The 17926-nt window shown below is 71.9% G+C and carries 14 protein-coding genes; 8 read left to right on the forward strand and 6 right to left on the reverse strand.

Going from position 1 to position 17926, the window contains the following annotated elements:
• Nucleotides 1-12: 12 nt before the first annotated feature.
• The 4 genes from ACQPZ4_RS00255 (at nucleotide 13) to ACQPZ4_RS00270 (ending at nucleotide 5831) form a co-directional block, all read left to right on the forward strand.
• Entirely contained in the window at nucleotides 13-975 is a 963-nt protein-coding gene (locus tag ACQPZ4_RS00255) for a hypothetical protein (RefSeq protein ID WP_433054317.1), read from the forward strand.
• A gap of 237 nt (nucleotides 976-1212) precedes the next feature.
• Nucleotides 1213-2964 carry a chaplin family protein gene (locus tag ACQPZ4_RS00260; RefSeq protein ID WP_433054320.1) on the forward strand — a complete coding sequence of 584 codons (1752 nt, stop codon included), beginning with the start codon at nucleotides 1213-1215 and terminating at the stop codon, nucleotides 2962-2964.
• Between the two features lie 171 nt (nucleotides 2965-3135).
• Entirely contained in the window at nucleotides 3136-4662 is a 1527-nt protein-coding gene (locus tag ACQPZ4_RS00265; RefSeq protein WP_433054323.1) for an acyl-CoA carboxylase subunit beta, read from the forward strand.
• An 11-nt stretch (nucleotides 4663-4673) separates the two neighbouring features.
• Nucleotides 4674-5831 (forward strand): acyl-CoA dehydrogenase family protein, encoded by a 1158-nt coding sequence (locus ACQPZ4_RS00270; RefSeq protein ID WP_433054326.1) that lies wholly within the window; start codon nucleotides 4674-4676, stop codon nucleotides 5829-5831.
• On the opposite strand, the gene ACQPZ4_RS00275 is transcribed toward ACQPZ4_RS00270, so the two are convergent.
• Together ACQPZ4_RS00275 and ACQPZ4_RS00280 are read right to left on the reverse strand one after the other, a co-directional pair.
• Entirely contained in the window at nucleotides 5828-7300 is a 1473-nt protein-coding gene (locus ACQPZ4_RS00275) for a glutamate--cysteine ligase (protein WP_433054329.1), read from the reverse strand. The genes ACQPZ4_RS00270 and ACQPZ4_RS00275 overlap by 4 nt on opposite strands.
• A 190-nt stretch (nucleotides 7301-7490) precedes the next feature.
• Nucleotides 7491-8066: a YceI family protein gene (locus tag ACQPZ4_RS00280; protein WP_433054332.1), complete on the reverse strand. Its 576-nt coding sequence runs from the start codon at nucleotides 8064-8066 to the stop codon at nucleotides 7491-7493.
• Nucleotides 8067-8166: 100 nt separating this feature from the next.
• On the opposite strand from ACQPZ4_RS00280, the gene ACQPZ4_RS00285 reads away from it, so the two are divergent.
• The gene (locus ACQPZ4_RS00285; protein WP_433054335.1) at nucleotides 8167-8655 is read left to right on the forward strand and encodes a MarR family winged helix-turn-helix transcriptional regulator; all 489 of its coding nucleotides are present in this window, start codon (nucleotides 8167-8169) and stop codon (nucleotides 8653-8655) included.
• A 192-nt stretch (nucleotides 8656-8847) separates the two neighbouring features.
• Here ACQPZ4_RS00285 and ACQPZ4_RS00290 read toward each other — a convergent pair whose 3' ends face one another.
• The 3 genes from ACQPZ4_RS00290 to ACQPZ4_RS00300 all read right to left on the reverse strand — a co-directional run bounded on the left by ACQPZ4_RS00290 (nucleotide 8848) and on the right by ACQPZ4_RS00300 (nucleotide 15003).
• A complete protein-coding gene (locus tag ACQPZ4_RS00290; protein WP_433054338.1) occupies nucleotides 8848-11445 on the reverse strand; it encodes an ATP-binding protein in 2598 nt (865 codons plus the stop codon).
• A 63-nt stretch (nucleotides 11446-11508) separates the two neighbouring features.
• Nucleotides 11509-13563, reverse strand: a complete 2055-nt coding sequence (locus tag ACQPZ4_RS00295; RefSeq protein ID WP_433054341.1) for an MMPL family transporter — start codon at nucleotides 13561-13563, stop codon at nucleotides 11509-11511.
• Nucleotides 13564-13620: 57 nt separating this feature from the next.
• Nucleotides 13621-15003: a hypothetical protein gene (locus ACQPZ4_RS00300; RefSeq protein ID WP_433054344.1), complete on the reverse strand. Its 1383-nt coding sequence runs from the start codon at nucleotides 15001-15003 to the stop codon at nucleotides 13621-13623.
• Nucleotides 15004-15342: 339 nt separating this feature from the next.
• Here ACQPZ4_RS00300 and ACQPZ4_RS00305 point away from each other — a divergent pair, with 339 nt between their 5' ends.
• On the forward strand, nucleotides 15343-15942 hold the full coding sequence (locus ACQPZ4_RS00305; protein WP_433054347.1) for a PASTA domain-containing protein: 600 nt from the start codon (nucleotides 15343-15345) through the stop codon (nucleotides 15940-15942).
• Nucleotides 15943-15976: 34 nt separating this feature from the next.
• Here the strand turns inward: ACQPZ4_RS00305 and ACQPZ4_RS00310 are convergent, their stop codons facing one another.
• Nucleotides 15977-16258 carry a hypothetical protein gene (locus ACQPZ4_RS00310; RefSeq protein ID WP_433054350.1) on the reverse strand — a complete coding sequence of 94 codons (282 nt, stop codon included), beginning with the start codon at nucleotides 16256-16258 and terminating at the stop codon, nucleotides 15977-15979.
• Nucleotides 16259-16628: 370 nt separating this feature from the next.
• Here ACQPZ4_RS00310 and ACQPZ4_RS00315 point away from each other — a divergent pair, with 370 nt between their 5' ends.
• Both ACQPZ4_RS00315 and ACQPZ4_RS00320 read left to right on the forward strand, forming a co-directional pair.
• On the forward strand, nucleotides 16629-17429 hold the full coding sequence (locus ACQPZ4_RS00315; RefSeq protein WP_433054353.1) for a helix-turn-helix domain-containing protein: 801 nt from the start codon (nucleotides 16629-16631) through the stop codon (nucleotides 17427-17429).
• A complete protein-coding gene (locus tag ACQPZ4_RS00320; protein WP_433054356.1) occupies nucleotides 17429-17656 on the forward strand; it encodes a DUF397 domain-containing protein in 228 nt (75 codons plus the stop codon). The genes ACQPZ4_RS00315 and ACQPZ4_RS00320 overlap by 1 nt, the downstream gene beginning before the upstream one ends.
• Nucleotides 17657-17926: the final 270 nt, after the last annotated feature.

Consider the following 17926-nt stretch of genomic DNA (forward strand, 5'->3'; position numbering starts at 1 on the left):
TGAGGGGGTGACATGGCCCGGTCGACCAATGAGCGCAAGGCCGTGTCGCGCTGCGCCAAGTTCGCCGTTCGTGGCCTCATCGTCGCCGGGTTCGCCGGCGTCGCCTGGCTGCTGTCGGCGTCCGCGGCGCACGCCTCTGGTGCGGACGGCTCCGACCGGCCCACGCTGCTCGCCCCGGTGACCAACCTGCTCATCGGCGACGGCGGCGCGCGGCACTCCGGCATGAGCGGCGACCAGCCACAGGTCCTCCAGCACCGGCCGGCCCGGCCTCAACCGGGTCCGGACCACCGCGGTGGGCTGCTGACCAGCACCGTGCTGACGGTGCTGAGCCCGGTGGCGAAGGTCGCCGCACCCGTGACCGGTACGGTCACCGGGGCCGTGACCGGGACCGTTCACCGGACGGTGACACTCACGAAGGCGCCGGTCCAAACCGTGGACCGCGCGGCCCATCCGGCGGCGGCAAACGCGCCGGATGCCAAGCACGCGAGCACCAAGAGGCCGGCAAAGGCCGGCATCACCCGGACCCACCACAAGCGGACGCAGGAGCCGGCCGTCCAGGCCGAGCCGGTCCGCACCGGGTCCACCGGCGACCTGACCGCCGCGGCGACCGGCACCTCCCGTGCCGGCGTCGACTCGGTCACCGCCGCGCGTGCCGCCGACCGCCTCCGCGCCCTGCGGGGCGCCGAGGCACTGGACGGCGCGCACGCCATGCCGGTCGAGGACCGGAACGTTGCGCAGGGTACGCACCACGTGCCCCTGTTGCCCCGCCCGGCGCCCATTCCGGCGCCGCCGGCGGCCGGTCTCGCCCCAGGGGTGCCGAGCTCCGGCTCGGGCCTCAACCACGGGAACGGTGCCGCCGCCGTGCTGCCCGCCGCACCGGCCGGCACGAAGGTGCTGACCTTCCGGCCGGACGCGGTCGAGGACGTCGAATTGCGGCTGCTAACAGCCGAGAAGCCGACAGTCTCACCCGACTGAGGCAGTTCCGGCCAGCCGACGCGATGCGAAGCGGGCCAACGGAACGTCTGCCTCAGGTCCAGCGGACCCGCATCGACCACATCGCGGCATCTGTAACACGCAATACGCACCACACCGGGCGCACGTCGACAGGGCGGAGCCGGTCCGATCCTGCCCGCACGCAGGTTCACGGGCACCGTTCCGCGCCCACTTTTGCAGTACCGATGATCGATATCTACCGAAGGGTCTCACTTCCACATGAAGACGTGGGTTCGTAAGTCGCTCAATGTGGGCGTGCTTTCCGCGGGCTTCCTGCTCGTCTCGGGCGGGGCCGCGCACGCCGACTGGACGACGGGCTACAACGCCGGCCTGCTGAACGGCAACCAGTTCGACACGACGCTGCAGGTGCCCGTCAACGTCTGCGGCAACTCGATCGCCGTGCTCGGCTTCGCCGACGCGAACTGCGGCGGCGGCGCCACCGCGATCAAGACCGAGAGCGCCAGCGCCACCGAGAGCGCCACCACCGAGGACTGGACGTCCGGCTACAACGCCGGCGTGGCCAACGGCAACCAGCTCGACACCACGCTGCAGGTGCCGGTCAACGTGAGTGGCAACGCCATCTCCGTGCTCGGCTTCTCCAGCGCCTCCTCGGCCGGCGGCGCGACCGCGGTCAAGGGCGACATCGCCTCGGACAACGGCCGTGGCCACGACAACGGCGGCTGGGACAACGGCGGCCGTCGTCACCGTCACCACAACGGTGGCGGGGACGGCCAGGGCAACAGCAACGGTGGCGACTACAACGCCGCCCAGAACAACTCGTACCCGGGCGCCAACGCCGCGGGTGACTACACCGAGAGCGCCGCGAACCGCACCGAGGACTGGACCTCGGGCTACAACGCGGGCCTGCTCAACGGCAACCAGTTCGACAGCACCCTGCAGGTGCCGGTCAACCTGTCCGGCAACGCGATCGCGCTGCTGGGCTTCGCGGGCGCGTCCAGCCAGGGCGGCGCGTGGGCGGTCAAGGGCGAGAGCGCCCAGACCGAGAGCGCGACCACCGAGGCGAGCCACACGACCGGTTACAACGCCGGCCTGCTCAACGGCAACCAGCTCGACACCACGCTGCAGCTGCCGATCAACCTCTGCGGCAACTCGATTGCCATCCTCGGCTTCTCGTCCGCCAGCTGCGGCGGCGGCGCGGTCGCCTACAAGGGTGACGGCGGCATGGACAACGGCGGTCGCGGCCACGGCCACGGCCACGACAACGGCGGCTGGGACAACGGCGACGACGACGGCGGCTGGGGCGGTGGCCACGGCCACGGTCACGGCAACGGCAACGGCGACGGGAACGGCAACAGCAACGGCGGCTACGGCGGCCAGGGCAACAGCAACGGTGGCGACGGCTACGGCGGCCAGGGCAACAGCAACGGTGGGTACGGCAACAACAACGCCGCCCCGACCGGTGCCTACGCCAACGCGGCCGGCGACGCCAGCGACACCGGCGCGAACGCCAACAGCAACGCTTCGCACATGCACAAGGCGAGCAAGAAGACGAACAAGTCGATCGACCTCGGCGAGCACGCGAAGACCAAGAACAAGAAGCACCACGACGGCAACGGGGCCGGCCTGGCCGCGGCCAGCGACAACGGCTACGGCGGCGCGCAGGCGGCCGGCGACAACGGCTACGGCGGTGCGCAGGCGGCCGGCGACAACGGCGACGACAACGGTGGCTGGGACAACGGCGACGACAACGGCGGCTGGGACAACGGCGGCCGTCGTCACCACCGTCACCACGACGGCCGGGGCAACGGCAACGGCGGCATGGGCGGCGGCGCGACCGCGGTCCGCGGCGGCTGCGGCGACTGGACCACCGGGTTCAACGCCGGCCTGCTGAACGGCAACCAGTTCGACACCACGCTCCAGGTGCCGGTCAACATCAGCGGCAACGCCGTCTCGCTGCTGGGCTTCTCGCAGGCCCAGAGCTCGGGCGGGGCGCTGGCCTACTCCTGCTGACGCGGTAGCGGTACCCCCTGATCCGCAGGGGGTACCCGGACCGCAAGGCACACGCCGACCCGTGTCCCAAGTTGGTCCGTCGCGAAGTTGGAACTTCACCTCCGCGTCGGCTAACCTGAACGATCGTTAGACATGAACGATCGTTCAGGCGGCCGACGCGGAGGTTGCTCCATGGATGGCGACACCCTCGACCAGGGCCTCGACCAGACGCGCAAGCGCGTCGAGGCCGGCGGCGCGGAGAAGTACCACGCGGCCAACGCCGCGCGGGGCAAGCTGTTCGCCCGCGAGCGGGTGGCCCTGCTGGTCGACGAGGGCTCGTTCGTCGAGGACGGGCTGTTCGCCAACGCGCTGGCCGACGGGCTGCCGGCCGACGGGGTGGTCACCGGCGCGGCGACCGTCGACGGGCGGCCGATCTGCCTCATGGCCAACGACTCCACGGTCAAGGCCGGTTCCTGGGGCGCCCGGACGGTCGAGAAGATCATCCGGATCATCGAGCGGGCCTACGAGTCCGGGGTGCCGATGGTGTACCTCGTCGACTCCGCCGGCGCCCGCATCACCGACCAGGTCGAGCTGTTCCCCGGCCGCCGCGGCGCCGGCAAGATCTTCCACACCCAGGTCCGGGCCAGCGGCAGCATCCCGCAGGCCTGCGCGCTCTTCGGCCCCTCCGCGGCGGGCGGCGCCTACATCCCGGCCTTCTGCGACGTCGTGGCGATGGTCGAGGGCAACGCCTCGATGTACCTCGGATCCGACCGCATGGTCGAGATGGTCACCGGCGAGAAGACCACCCTCGAGGCCATGGGCGGGGCCCGGGTGCACTGCGCCGAGAGCGGCGTCGGGCACTTCCTGTGCAAGACCGAGCAGGACGCGATCGACACGATCCGGCGGTACCTGTCCTACCTCCCGTCGAACTGGACCGCCCAGCCCCCGGCCGCCGAGCCGCGCGCCGAGACCGGCCTGCCCGCGATCCCGGCCAGCGAGCGGCAGGCCTTCGACATGCGCAAGGTCGTCAAGGGCCTGCTCGACGAGGGCTCCTTCTTCGAGATCCAGGCGCTGTGGGCGCGTGAGCTCACCGTCGGCTTCGGCCGCCTCGACGGGCGCGTGGTCGGCGTGGTCGCCAACAACTCGATGTTCAAGGGCGGCGTGCTCTTCGTTGACTCGGCCGACAAGGCCACCCGCTTCGTCCAGCTCTGCGACGCGTTCAACGTGCCGCTGCTGTTCCTGGCCGACGTGCCCGGCTTCATGGTCGGCTCGGCGGTGGAGAAGCAGGGCATCATCCGGCACGGGGCCAAGATGATCACCGCGATCTCCGAGGCCACGGTGCCCAAGATCTGCGTGGTGCTGCGCAAGGCCTACGGCGCCGGGCTCTACGCGATGGCCGGCCCGGGGTTCGAGCCCGACGCCACGATCGCGCTGCCCACCGCCAAGATCGCGGTGATGGGGGCCGAGGCGGCCGTCAACGCGGTCTACGCCAACAAGATCGCCGCGATCGAGGACGAGGCCGAGCGGGCCGCGTTCGTCGCGGACAAGCGCGCCGACTACGAGCGCGACATCGACATCATGCGGCTGGCCAGCGAGCTCGTCATCGACGCCGTCGTGCAGCCGGCGGCGCTGCGGGCCGAGCTGGTGCGCCGCTTCGCCGCGGCCCAGTCCAAGGACCGCACGTTCTCCCGTCGCCGTCACGGCGTGACACCGGTTTAAGGGGCCCTGCCATGGTCGACTTCACCCTGACCGAGGAGCTCGAGGCGCTGCGCGAGAGCGTGCGCGAGTTCGCGCGCGACGCCGTCGCCCCGGTCATCGGCGACTACTACGAGCGCCACGCGTTCCCCTACGACCTGGTCCGGCAGATGGGCAAGATGGGCCTGTTCGGCCTGCCGTTCCCGGAGGAGCACGGCGGGATGGGCGGCGACTACTTCGCGCTGTGCATCGCGCTGGAGGAGCTGGCCCGCGTCGACTCCTCGATCGCGGTCACGCTGGAGGCCGGCATCTCGCTAGGTGCCATGCCCATTTATCGGTACGGCACGCCGGCCCAAAAAGACCGCTGGCTGCCCCGGCTCACCTCCGGCGAGGCCCTCGCCGCGTTCGGCCTGACCGAGCCCGGCGCGGGCAGCGACGCCTCCGGCACCCTGACCCGGGCCGTGCTCGACGAGGCGGCCGGCGAGTGGGTGATCAACGGCTCGAAGGCCTTCATCACCAATTCCGGCACCGACATCACCGCGCTGGTCACGGTCACCGCGGTCACCGGGGTCAACCCCGACGGCAGCAAGGAGCTCTCGGCCATCATCGTGCCGAGCGGGACGCCGGGATTCACCGTCCAGCCCGGCTACTCCAAGGTCGGCTGGTGCGCCTCCGACACCCACGAGCTGAGCTTCGACGACGTGCGGGTGCCGGCCGAGAACCTGCTCGGCGAGCGCGGCCGCGGCTACGCCCAGTTCCTGCGCATCCTCGACGAGGGCCGGGTCGCGTTCGCCGCGCTCGGGGTCGGGCTGGCCCAGGGCTGCGTGGACGAGTCGGTCAGCTACGCCCGGCAGCGGCGCGCGTTCGGCAAGGCGATCGGGGAGTACCAGGCGATCCAGTTCAAGATCGCCGACATGGAGAGCCGGGCCCACACCGCGCGGCTGGCCTACTACGACGCGGCGAGCCGGCTGGTCAACGGGCGCGACTTCAAGCGCCAGGCCGCGATCGCCAAGCTCGCGTCCAGCGACGCCGCGATGGTCAACGCCCGCGAGGCCACGCAGGTGCACGGCGGCTACGGCTTCATGAACGAGACGCCGGTCGGCCGCATGTACCGCGACGCCAAGATCCTGGAGATCGGCGAGGGCACCTCCGAGGTCCAGCGCATGATCATCTCAAGGTCTATGGGGCTCTAGACCGGCCAGGTGTGGACGGGCACGTTTTCGTGCAGGCCTTCGGCGTACCGGCGGAGCATGAGTTGCAGGGCCTCGGGCCGGCTGTGGCCGCGGTCCTCGAGGTCCTGTACGACGCGGATCTGCCAGGCGGCGCCGTTGCGACCGGTGCGGCACCGGCCCTCGATCACGCCCAGCAGGCGGTCGCGGATCGACCCGTCCACGCCGAAGCGGTCCAGTCCGGCTGAGGCCATCGGCAGGAGCTCACCCAGTACCAGATCAGGCACTGGAACTTCGCCCAGGTCGGGCCACCAGACCTGGGCGTCGAGCCCCTCGCGGGCGGCGGTGTGGAAGTTCTCCTCGGCCGCCGAGAACGACATCTGCGTCCACAGTGGCCGGTCCTGCTCGCACAGCTCCCGCACCAGCCCGAAGTAGAAGGCGGCGTTGGCCAGCTGGTCGACGACGGTCGGGCCGGCCGGCAGGCAGCGGTTCTCGACGCGCAGGTGCGGGCGGCCGTTCATGATGTCGTACACCGGCCGGTTCCAGCGATAGATCGTGCCGTTGTGCAGGCGGAGCTCGCCGAGGCGGGGCACGCCGCCGGCCTCCAGCACCGCCACCGGGTCCTCGTCCTCGGTGATCGGCAGCAGCGGCGGGAAGTACCGGACGTTCTCCTCGAACAGGTCGAAGATCGAGGTGATCCAGCGCTCGCCGAACCAGACCCGGGGCCGCACGCCCTGGGCCTTGAGCTCCTCCGGGCGCGTGTCGGTGGCCTGCTCGAACAGCGCGATGCGGGTCTCGGCCCACAGCCGCTTGCCGAACAGGAACGGCGAGTTGGCCCCGACCGCGACCTGCACCCCGGCGATGGCCTGGGACGCGTTCCAGTGCTGGGCGAACGCCTCGGGCGCGACCTGCAGGTGGAACTGCACGCTGGTGCACGCCGACTCGCCGGCGATCGAGTCGGACTGGGCCTCCAGCCGCTCGTGGCCGCGGATGTCGAGCGCGATGTCCTCGCCGCGGGCGTTGATGATCTGGTCGTTGAGCAGCCGGTACCGCGGATCGTCCGACATGTTCGCCAGCACCAGGTGCTCGGGGCGCAGCGTCGGGAGGATGCCGATCAGCACCAGGCGGGCGTCGGACTTGTGGGCCCGCTCGTCGGCGTGCACGAGGCTGGCCAGGACCTCCCGCTCGTACACGTCCAGGCCGTCGCCCTCGATGAGCCGGGGCGCGACGTTGATCTCGAGGTTGAACTGGCCGAGTTCGGTCTGGAACGACGGGTCGGCCAGGTCGGCGAGCACCTCGGCGTTGCGCATGGCGGGCTGCGCGTCCGGGTCGATCAGGTTCACCTCGATCTCCAGTCCGGTCATCGGCCGGTCGGAGTCGAAGCGGAAATCGTTGAGCATCAGTGCGAAGACGTCGAGGCAGCGACGGACCTTGCGTCGGTAGCGAGCGCGGTCCTCACGCGAGAAGGCTCCCCGTGTGACGTCCTGGCCCATGCATGCCCCTCCGGCCTCTTGGACCACCCACGTTAGGAGTAGTCCAGATGTACCGCTAGGGACAAAACGGACAGGATGGCAGCCGAGGGTGAGCGGAACCTTGCAGAGGGTGGGAGATTTCGCCCACCCTCTGCACGATGGCCAAACTCCGGCCTAGCCGTGCAAATCAGGCATACCGGAGGCGATCGCCTCAGGCCTGACGGACGGCCTCGGCGCCGATCTCGATCTTGACCTTCTTGCCGACGAGCACGCCGCCGGTCTCGAGGGCCTGGTTCCACGTGATGCCGAACTCCTCGCGGTCGATCTCGGTCGTCGCGGAGAAGCCGATGACCTCCTGGCCCCACGGGCTCTTGGCGTGGCCCTCGAACTCCACGTCCAGCTCGACCTCGCGGGTCGTGTCGCGGATGGTGAGGTCGCCGACCAGGCGGAACTCGTTGCCGGACAGGCCGACCACGCGCTTGCTCTTGAAGGTCAGGTTCGGCCACTGCTCCACGTGCAGGAAGTCGGGGCTGCGCAGGTGGCCGTCACGGTCGGCGACGCCGGTGTCGATGCTGGCGGCGTCGATGGTGACCTCGACGCTGGACTCCAGCGGGTCCTCGGCGACCACGATGCTGCCGGAGGCGCTCGTGAAGCCGCCGCGCACCTTGCTGACCATCATGTGCCGGGCGACGAAGCTGACCCGGGTGTGCGCCGGGTCGATCTCGAACTTGCCGGCGGTCGGGATGGTCAGACCGTTGTACTCGCGGGTGTTGGCGGGTGCCGTCATGATGACTCCCTCAGTTGTGCGGTGATGAAGAAGATTGCCGCCGCAAATATACACACGGCAGACTCTCGTCCGTCAAGCTCTCTCCTGTTAGACTTCCACCGTGACCGACGAATTGCTGGAAGATCCGCGAATCACCGCCATGGGCCTGTTCGTGGAGGCCTTCACCGGGGTGAACGCGCGGCTCAACGTCCAGCTGGCCGAGCACGGGCTCGGCAACGTCGACTTCGAGGTGCTGGTGCGCCTGGCCCGCTCGCCGGGCGGGGAGTTGCGGATGACCGACCTCGCCGCGCAGACCGGCCTGTCCACGAGCGGCGTGACGCGGGTGGTCGACCGGCTGGAGCGCGACGGGCTGGCCGCGCGCCGCGCGTGCCCGACCGACCGGCGCGGCTCGTTCACCGTGATCAGCGCGGCCGGCCTGGCCAAGATGCGCGAGGTCCTGCCCGGGCATGTGGCGCTCATCGAGCAGTGGTTCACCGGGCGGCTGTCGCCGGAGGAGCTGGAGAGCCTGCTGGGCTCGCTGCGCACGGTCCGCGACGCGGTCCGGCCGGAGGCCACCTCGGGCGTGCCGTCGATGCGCACGGCCGCCTGACGTTCGGAAGGGCGTGCCGTCGATGCGCACGGCCGCCTGAGTCACGCTTTCAGCCTTACCGCTGTCGATGCACCTGGCAAATCGGCTACCGGCAGAACCACCGGCAGGTCCCGGGAGCACCGCCAGTACAAATCCGAAATGTCGGAAATCGTGGGACTGACCAGCGATTAACCTCGCCGGGCACGGGCGAAGTTAGGTGGGCAGGCGTGTCAACGCACCCAGGGGGTCTTCGTCCGTGCCCCCCGCCCGCTCCAGCAGCCGATGCTCCCGCGGCAGCAGCCGCATCCGGGCCCGCTCCCGCAGCCCCGCGAGGTCGGCCAGCGCCCGCTCCCGGACCGGCGACTCGGCCGCGACGGCCAGCCCGACCAGGGCCTCGAGCACGTCGCGAATGTCGTCCCGGCCGGCCAGCAGGTTCGCCGCCGCCTCGAACGCGGCCGCCGCGGCCCGGCGATCCCCGCGCGACAGGGCCAGATAGCCGTTGACCAGCGCGGCCGTGCCGGCGCTGCGGGGGACCGCGGCCAGCTCGGCCAGCACCGCCGAGGCCTCGCCCGGCTGCCCCGCCTCGGCGAAGGCCTGGCCCAGCGTGCCCAGCACCCGCACCCGGTGCGCCGGGTCACCGACCTCGGCGATCGTGGTCGCGGCCCGCCGGGCCAGCGCGATCGCCTCGTCGAAGCGGCCGTCCAGCCGGGCGATCTCGGCCAGGTTGGCGTCGGTCAGCGCGCGCAGCCGCGGGTCGCCGACCTCGGCCGCCCGCCGACCGGCGCCCTCGATCCGCCGCGCCGCCGTGTGCAGGTCGCCGACGAGCACGTCGTGCCACGCGAGGTTGTTCTGCACGACCGCGATCTCGCGCGCCCGCCCGGCCCGCACGGCCACGCCCAGCGCGGCCTCGTTGTGCCGGCGCGCCTCGTCCGTGCCGCCGAGGGCCTGCCAGACCCCGGCCAGCAGGGCCCGCGCGGTCAGCTCGCCGGTCACGTCGCCGCGCGCGACGAGCACCAGCAGGGCCGCCTCGGTCGCGCACAGCTCCTCGAAGCCGCGGCCGTGCGCCGCGGCCAGCATCGCCGCGCCGACCTGGGCCGCGGCCCGGGCCGCGGGGTCGCAGTCCCGCGTGCGGCGATCGTCGAGCAGGCGGCGCAGCAGGTGGTACCCCTCGACGTCCCGCCCCCGCAGCCGGCACCAGCGCGGGATGGCCGCCGCGAGCCGGAGCGCGGTCTCCGGGTCGCGCACCGCGGTGTACCGCAGCGCCGTGCGGATGTCGCTGATCAGGTAGTCCAGCCGCAGCATGGCCGCCGCCCCGCCGGGCCCGGTCAGCTCGGCCGAACTGCGCACGGCGTAGCGGGTGATGACCTCGGCGTGCCGCAGCCGCGCGGCGCGCAGCTCCCCGGCCCCGGCGCAGCGCTCGGCGGCGAAGTCGAAGACCACGTCGAGCAGCCGGAAGCGCAGGTCGCCCGGGCCGCGCACGCTCACCAGCCCGAGCCCGACCAGCCGGTCGAGCACCGCCTCGACGTCCTCCACCACCCCGGCGAGCAGCGCCTCGGCCAGCTCCACCGACCACTTCCCGCGGAACGCGGACAGCCGGCGCAGCGCCGCCTGCTCGTGCGGGGCCAGCAGCTGATAACTGTCCGCGACCGCATCCCGCAGCCGCCGGCCCGCCGGATCCGTGGCGGCAAGATCCAAGATCCTGTTCTGGTACCGCCTGAGCAACTCCGAGAGCTCCAGCACCCTCCCCCGGGCCGCGGCGAGCTCGATGGCCAGCGGCAGCCCGTCGAGCCGGCGGACCAGCTCGGCGATGGTCGGCACCTCGTCGTCGCGGGCCGGCGCGCGGCGCACCGCCCGCAGCCGCTCCACGAACAGCGCGACCGCCGGCACCTCCCGCAGCGCCGCGATGTCCGGCGGCCGCCCGACCGGCACCTCCAGCGGCTGCACCTGCCAGTCCACGACGCCGGGCAGGTCGGCGGCGAGCGGGCGGCGGCTGGTGAGCAGCATGCGTACGGCCGGCACCCGGGCCCGCAGCCAGGCGATCGCCTCCATCGCGGCGCGGGGCGCGCGGTCCACGCCGTCGAGCACGAGCAGGGCGGGCGGGGCGGCGGGGTCGCCGTACCGCTCGATCAGCTCCTCCGCCCGCGCCACCCCGAACACCGCGGCGACGGCGGAGAAGATGTCCCGGGGCTGCGTGATGTCGATGACCGTCACCGAGACGGCGGTCCATCCGCCGGCCGCCGTCTCGTGGGCGACGGCGTGGGCGAGCCCGGTCTTGCCCACCCCGGCCATCCCGATCAGCGCGATGACCTCGGCCGACCGGGCGCCGAGCAGGCCCAGCAGCTCGTTGACGTCGGCGTCCCGGCCGACCAGGGGCGGCATGGTGGGCAGCGGCAGCGGGGTGCGCGCGGCGCCGTCCGGGGCCGGCGGGCGATCGTCGCCGGGTTCCGGCCGCGGTACCGCCCCGGGCCCCGGCCCGTTGCCGGCCCGCCCGCGCCGGGCGACGCTGTCGTGCCCGGCGATCAGGTGCGGCCCGCCGTTCGCCGCGGCCGCCGCCGGCCGGTTGGTCGCCGAGGTGAGGAACGCCTCGCGGTCCGGGCCGGTGAGGTCGAGCGCGTCGGCCAGCAGGGCCAGGGTGTTGCGCTGCGGCCGGGCCACCCGGCCGCGCTCGAGCTCGCGGAGCGTGCGCACGCCGAGCCCGGACCGCGCGGCCAGCTCGTCCTGCGTCAGTCCCCGCGCGAGCCGGTTGGCCCGCAGCGCCGCGGCGAACGCCGCCCCGGCATTGCGCGGATCATGATCCGCAACGGGAGACATGTTGTGGAAGGGTACTGAGCGCGGCGCCGCCGCAGTAGCCGGGCGTCGGAACCACGACCGTTATCAATATTTGATAGAAGCGGGCGCGCGCCGGCGCAGTTTCGGGGCCCACCAGTTCCAGCGGTCGAGCATGCCCATGAGCGCCGGCAGCAGCAGCCCGCGCACGATCGTCACGTCGATCAGGATGGCCACCGCCATGCCGACGCCGATCTCCTTCACCGCGACCAGCCCGCCGGCCGCGAAGCCCAGGAACACGATCCCGATGCAGATCGCGGCGGCGGTGACGACCGGGCCGGACCGGGCGATGCCGCGCAGCACGGCGCGGTCGGTGTCGGGCCGGGCGTCGTACTCCTCCTTGATCCGCGCGAGCAGGAACACCTCGTAGTCCATCGACAGCCCGAAGATGAACACGAACAGCAGGACCGGCGTGGTCAGGTCCAGCCCGCCCCACGAGTCGAAGAAGAGCGGGACCTGGCCCCAGCCCCACTGGAACAGCACGATCAGCACGCCCAGGGTCGCGGCCAGGGTCAGCAGGTTCATGAGCACGGCCTTGATCGGGATGAGCACCGACCGGGTCAGCGCGAACAGCAGCGCCATGGTGACCAGCAGGACCACCAGCGCGGCGGCCGGCAGGCGCCCGGCCAGCGAGGCGCGGTAGTCCACCACCTCGGCCGCCGGGCCGGTCACCCACTTCGGGAACGGGGTGGCCAGCGCCCGGACGCGGCGCACGAGGTCGTAGCCCTCCGAGCCGCCGACGCCGCCCTTCGGGGTCAGGTCGAGGATCGTCCAGCCCGCGGGCACGTCGGCGCGCACGTCCTGGCGCACCAGCTCGGACCGCAGGTCGGCGGCGATGCGGTTCATCAGGTCGCGCACCTCGGCCCGGTCCGCGCCCGCCTGCAGCAGCACCGAGACCGCCGGGGCCGCGTTGTTCTGGAATTTCGCCTCCATGACGTCGTACGCCCGGCGGGCCTCGTTCGAACTCGGCAGCGCCCGGGCGTCGGAGTTGGCCAGGTTGGCCCCGAGCAGCGGCGCCGCGAGCACCAGCAGCGCGACGGTGGCGAGCAGGGCCACCCGCGCCGGTTCCCGCTGGGCCCGCTTCGCCAGCCGGGCCAGCAGCCCGCCCCACCGGACCCGCGCGGCCGGCTTGATCCGATCCCCGGAAAGGGCGATCAGCGCCGGTACCAGCGTCAGCGCGGCCAGCGTCGCCAGCGCCACGACCGCGGCGCCACCCAGCGCGACCGCGGCCAGCAGCGGCTCGGCGAACGCGGTCAGCCCGGCCAGCGTCAGCGTCACCGCGAGGCCCGAGATCACCACTGCGCGGCCGGCCCGGCGCATCGCCACGTCGAGCGCCTCGGCGGGCTCGCGGCGGAGCCGCTCCTCGCGGTACCGGGCCACGATGAGCAGCGAGTAGTCGACCGCCAGGCCGATGCCGAGCAGGGTCACCACGTTGAGCGAGTACTCGCTGACCTTGGTCACGTGGCTCAGCCCGAGCAGGACCAGCAGCGAGCCGGTCACGCTCGCGACCGTCACCGCGATCGGCAGGGCGGCGGCGAGGAAACCGCCGAAGAAGAGGTACAGCGCGACGAGCAGGAACGCGAACGCCACGCTCTCGCCGATGGCCAGGTCGTGCACGGACTGGTCGGCGAACGCACGCTCGGCCAGCTTGGTCCCGCCGACCAGCACGCTCGGCGCCTGGATCTGCTTGAGCCGGTCCCGGACCCGGTCCTCGAGGGCCTCGCGCGGCGCCTCGGCCATTCCCGGGTCGAGCTCGACCCGGACGCTGACGCTGCGGTTGTCCGCCCCGATCCCGCCGCCGACCCCGGTGTAGAGGTCGTTGACCTCCTTGACCCCGGGCATCGCGCGGATCTCGGCGGCCGCCGCGCTCACGGTCGCGATGAGCCGGGGGTCGTACGGCTCGAAGCCCTCGACCACCGCGAAGACCATCGAGCCGCTGGGCGCGAGCTCGTCGATGCGGGCCTGGCCGACGGCGGACTCGCTGTCGGCGCGGTTGGTGCCGGTGGTGGCGAGGCGGTCGAACAGCCCGCCGCCGAACACCGCCCCCGCGATGGTCACAACCAGCCAGAACCCGACGATCGCCCACCGATGCTTCGCGAACACCGGAGTATGCAAGCACGACTCACGTATGGGCGATATCGGCCGTACGCGCGGGCTCGCCTATTCGGACGGTTTGCCCCGTCCGCGGCCCCGTCCGCGCCCGGACTTGTTCGCCGGCGAGTCCTCGGTCTTGGTGTCCTCCGGCCACAGCGGCGCCACCGCCGCGCGGCCGGTCGAGGTGGTCGACGCGGTGCTGCTGCCGGTGCTGGAGGTCGGGACCGGGTCCTCGTCGACGGTGTCCTCGGCGTAGGCGCGCTTGGAGGCGTCGGAGGAGTACGTGCGGCCGGTGGACTCGACGCTGCTCGAGCCGTAGGCCCGCGACGGGGCGTAGGCGTCGGACTCCAGGTCGGTGGCCGAGTCCAGCTCCGGCGCGGCCCCGACGGCGACCGGCTCCTTGGTCCACGCGTCGCTCGCCACGGGCTCGGGGTCCTTGTCGCGGCGGCGGGCGTCGGCCTCGTCGACCTCGGCGAGCGCGGCGGCCCAGTCGGAGTACTCGGCGGCCGAGCGGGCGTCCCGGTCGTCGGCGGCGGCGCGGCGGGCGGCCCGGGCCTGGGCGCGGGAGCCGCGGGGGCCGATGGAGGAGACGATGACCGAGCCGGCCAGGCCCGCCAGCACGGCGTACGGCGCGATGAGGAACGCCGACAGGTGCTGGTCGTGCTCGCCGAGGGCGGGCTCGGAGAGGAAGTAGGCGAGGGCCACCAGCAGCGGCCCCGCGGCGCCGGCCAGGGCCACGCCGACCCGGTTGTCGTTGCGGCGGCCGGCGGGCCAGGCGGCCAGCACCCCGATGACCAGCGCGACCACGATCATCAACAGCGTCCCGGGCAGGTTGATCATGCCGTTGATCCAGGTCGCGTCGGTGAACTGCCAGGTGCCGAGCTGGGCCGCGGTGGTGGTGTCGCCGTCGGAGTGCACGACGTCGGCCACGGCGACCACGGCCAGGGTCCACAGCCAGGCGGACGAGGCGATGATGTTCGCCGCGATGGCCCGGGCGGTGAGTGCCCCGATGGCCATGAGCAGGCCGATGATGATGCCGGCGATCGCGTAGCCGCCGACGGTGAAGTAGGGCGCGGCGTTGTCCGGCCGGGGCAGGCGCGACGGGATGGCGACCAGCGGCACGATGATCAGCGAGCCGACCGCCGCGGCCAGCGCGATGACCACCCGCCAGGCCACCAGCAGGGCCTGCCCGGCGACGCTGTCCGGGTTGGCCGGGACGGGCGCCCCGGTGCCGGCGAGCCGGTCGGCGCAGATCGCCCCGATGACCGTCGAGGACGCGGCGAGCCAGGTCACCCAGGCGAGGCTGCTCACCCAGACGGTGGCGCTGTTGCCGGTCGGCTGCCAGGAGATGATGCCCAGCCCGTAGCCGAGCCCGAGCTGCGCGGCACCGGCGCCGGCCGCTACGCCGATCGCCGTGAATATTGAGGTCGCCCAGCTTCTCGCCGCCATGCCGCGCAGCATAAGCCCAGCGGTCCACCTCGGCGAGTCCTTGTCGTGGGTACGTCAAGACCCCCGCGGGCGAGGAAGGCGGGTGGCCGCACGGCGGCGATCCAGCGGACAAGTCGGACATGGTGGTGAACTGGAGGTATGGCGAACGAGCCCGACGACGAATCCGCGACGCAGCCGTTCCGTCCTTACGACGGGGACACGGATCCGGATGCCACGCGCAGTCGGGGTCCGGCCGACCCCGATGCCACCCGTGTTCAGGGTCCCGCCGACCCGGACGCGACCCGGCAGGTCCGGCCGACGGCCCGCATCGAAGAAGAACAAGGCGGCGACGGTACCCGCATGCAGCCGCCGATCGAGGAGCGCGAGCGATGGTCGGCGCGCGCCGGGGTGCCCGCGCCCGGCGACCCGTCCCTGCGCCGGCCGGCTCCCGAGGAGTGGGTCGAGGAGGAGGACCCGTACCAGGGGCGCTCGTGGCTGATGCCGGTGGTCGTCGGCATCGTCGCGCTGGTCCTGGCGGGGGCGATCGCCGTCGGCCTGTACCTCATCTACCGCGCGACCGCCGACGGCAAGAACGTCCCGGGCGGCATCGAGTCGAGCTCGGCCTCGCCGGTGACCACCTCGGCGGCCCCGAGCGAGGCGCCGCCGCCCTCGGCCCCGCCGTCGTCAGAAGCCCCGCCGAGCGAGCAGCCCGGTCCGGTCGCGATCCCGCCACTGCGGGGCGACTCGCTGGCCGAGGCCACCGTCAAGCTGCAGGGTCTGGGCCTCAACGTGCAGGTCGAGCGGACGCCGGACGACTCGCTGCCGCCGGGCGAGGTGCTCTCCTCCCGCCCGGGCGAGGGCGCGACCGTGCTGCCTGGGGAAACGATCACCCTGTACGTCGCGGTGGAGCCGGCGCCGACGACGACCCGCGCGCAGCCGAGCGCCTCCGCGAGCCGGTGACCCCGGCGCGGAGGCGCGATTGCCGTGCTGAGACCTAACCGACCGGGACCGCGGCGCCGGTGCGCGCGGGGGCGGGAGCGGACGCCGAGCGCTGGTTGCGGGCTACGAAACCCGGCTGCAGGCCCTGTAGCTGCACGAAGATCGAGCGGCGCTCGACGGCGTCGCCCGAGGCGTTGAGCTGGTAGCCGTCCAGCCAGGCCCAGCCGTCGTAGGTCTGCCACTCGTGCACGCGGATCACCCGGAACAGCATGGGCTGCGTGAACTGCACACTCGCGGTCTTCGTCACGCGCAGCACGTCACCGGTCCTCGGTAACACCGTGAACTCCCGTCCGTCGGCTTGTGGGGAAGGTCGGTCCGGGGGCCCTTCGCGGGGGGTTGTCCCGTAACCGCCGATCGGTTCGATCGTTTGTCCTGCGTCCACCGGAGCCGGACCGTTCGTCTTCATGAACAATCCGTGACTCCAGCCACACGGACAGGTTGCACTACTACGATGATCAATGCAACTTGCAACCGGAAGTTTCCACCGCAGGTATGAGTCACAGATTGTTGTGCCGAGTCGCCTTGCGCGGCTTTACGATGTTGCGCTGATCTATACGTAAGTGACTTACGTAGGTCTCGCGGCGTGGAGGTGCGACAACGTGGCAAGTCGACGAGGCAGCCCGACCCTCCGGCGCCGGCAGTTGGGCATGGAGCTGCGCCGGCTGCGCGAGGCCGCCCACGTCACCATCGACCAGGTCGCCGAGCGGCTCGAGTGCTCGGGTTCCAAGATCTCCCGCATCGAGACGGGCCAGACCGGCGTCACCCCGCGCGACGTTCGCGACATGCTCGACATTTACGGCGTCGACCCCGAATACGCCGACCAATTGCTCAAGATCGCCCGAGAGGCGCGGCAGAAGGGTTGGTGGCAGCTGTACGGCGACGTGCTCACGAGTGCCTACGTGGGACTCGAGGCCGCCGCCGACCACATCCGCTCCTACGAGGCGCTCGTCGTACCCGGACTCCTGCAGACCGAGGAGTACGCGCAGGCCATGATCCACGCCGCCCGCCCCGACATCGGCGCCACGGATGTCGAGAAACGCGTGCGTGTCCGAATGGGCCGACAGTCGTTACTCACTCAGGATGACCCGATCGATCTCTGGGTGGTGCTGGACGAAGCCGTTCTGCGCCGCCCGGTCGGTGGGAGGGCGGTCATGCGTCGCCAGCTCGAGCACTTGTGCTTGGCGGCGAGTTGGCCGAACGTGACCCTGCAGGTCCTGCCCTTCTCCGCCGGCTCGCACGCCGGGATGGACGGGGCTTTCACGATGTTGCTGTATGACGAGTCTGCCGCGCAGAACTTCGTGTTCGCGTCGAACGCGGCCGGCGGCCTCTTTCTCGAGAAGGACGACGAGCTTCAGCGCTACGGGTTCATCTTTGACTATCTGCGCGCCAATGCGCTCCGTCCGGACGAGTCAGTGTCGATGTTCGTCAAGCTGACCAAGGAGCTGTAGTGGAGAAAGAAGCCAAGGGCTTCAGCGTCAACCTCGACAATGCCGCGTGGCGCAAAAGTACCCGCAGTGGTCCGTACTCGGACAACTGCGTCGAGGTGGCGTTCGTCGGCGGGGCGGTGGCCCTGCGCGACTCGAAGGACAAGACGGGTCCGGTGCTGCTGTTCACGCCGGAGGAGTGGCTGGCCTTCGTGGGTGGCACGAAGGACGGGGAGTTCGACCTGGCGTGACGCACGCCGGTCCGATCTGCACCGGCCCGTTCCGCGGATTCACCCGCGGGGCGGGCCGGTCGTTCTTTTGGGTCGTTTTTTCGCCTGCTGAATAGTGCCGGTCGCTTTTCGTACCGCTTGCTGTCACTCACACGGGCCAAGCGGGATCGGCGGCGCGCCACGCCGAGCGCGGGCTCGGAGCTTTTTCACAGTGAGCGTCGCCGTTCCAGCAGCAACGTCGTTGTAGGTATGAGTGCCGCGAATCGCACCGATTGCGACACTTCCCCCCGA

This window comes from Dactylosporangium sp. CS-033363, assembly GCF_050942475.1.
Taxonomy (GTDB): domain Bacteria; phylum Actinomycetota; class Actinomycetes; order Mycobacteriales; family Micromonosporaceae; genus Dactylosporangium.

Coding starts and splice junctions, on each gene's coding strand:
- ACQPZ4_RS00265 (WP_433054323.1), top strand. CDS start 3,136: ATGGATGGCGACACCCTCGACCAGGGCCTCGACCAGACGCGCAAGCGC.
- ACQPZ4_RS00275 (WP_433054329.1), bottom strand. CDS start 7,300: ATGGGCCAGGACGTCACACGGGGAGCCTTCTCGCGTGAGGACCGCGCT.
- ACQPZ4_RS00260 (WP_433054320.1), top strand. CDS start 1,213: ATGAAGACGTGGGTTCGTAAGTCGCTCAATGTGGGCGTGCTTTCCGCG.
- ACQPZ4_RS00270 (WP_433054326.1), top strand. CDS start 4,674: ATGGTCGACTTCACCCTGACCGAGGAGCTCGAGGCGCTGCGCGAGAGC.
- ACQPZ4_RS00305 (WP_433054347.1), top strand. CDS start 15,343: ATGCAGCCGCCGATCGAGGAGCGCGAGCGATGGTCGGCGCGCGCCGGG.
- ACQPZ4_RS00280 (WP_433054332.1), bottom strand. CDS start 8,066: ATGACGGCACCCGCCAACACCCGCGAGTACAACGGTCTGACCATCCCG.
- ACQPZ4_RS00315 (WP_433054353.1), top strand. CDS start 16,629: ATGGAGCTGCGCCGGCTGCGCGAGGCCGCCCACGTCACCATCGACCAG.
- ACQPZ4_RS00255 (WP_433054317.1), top strand. CDS start 13: ATGGCCCGGTCGACCAATGAGCGCAAGGCCGTGTCGCGCTGCGCCAAG.
- ACQPZ4_RS00300 (WP_433054344.1), bottom strand. CDS start 15,003: ATGGCGGCGAGAAGCTGGGCGACCTCAATATTCACGGCGATCGGCGTA.
- ACQPZ4_RS00290 (WP_433054338.1), bottom strand. CDS start 11,445: ATGTCTCCCGTTGCGGATCATGATCCGCGCAATGCCGGGGCGGCGTTC.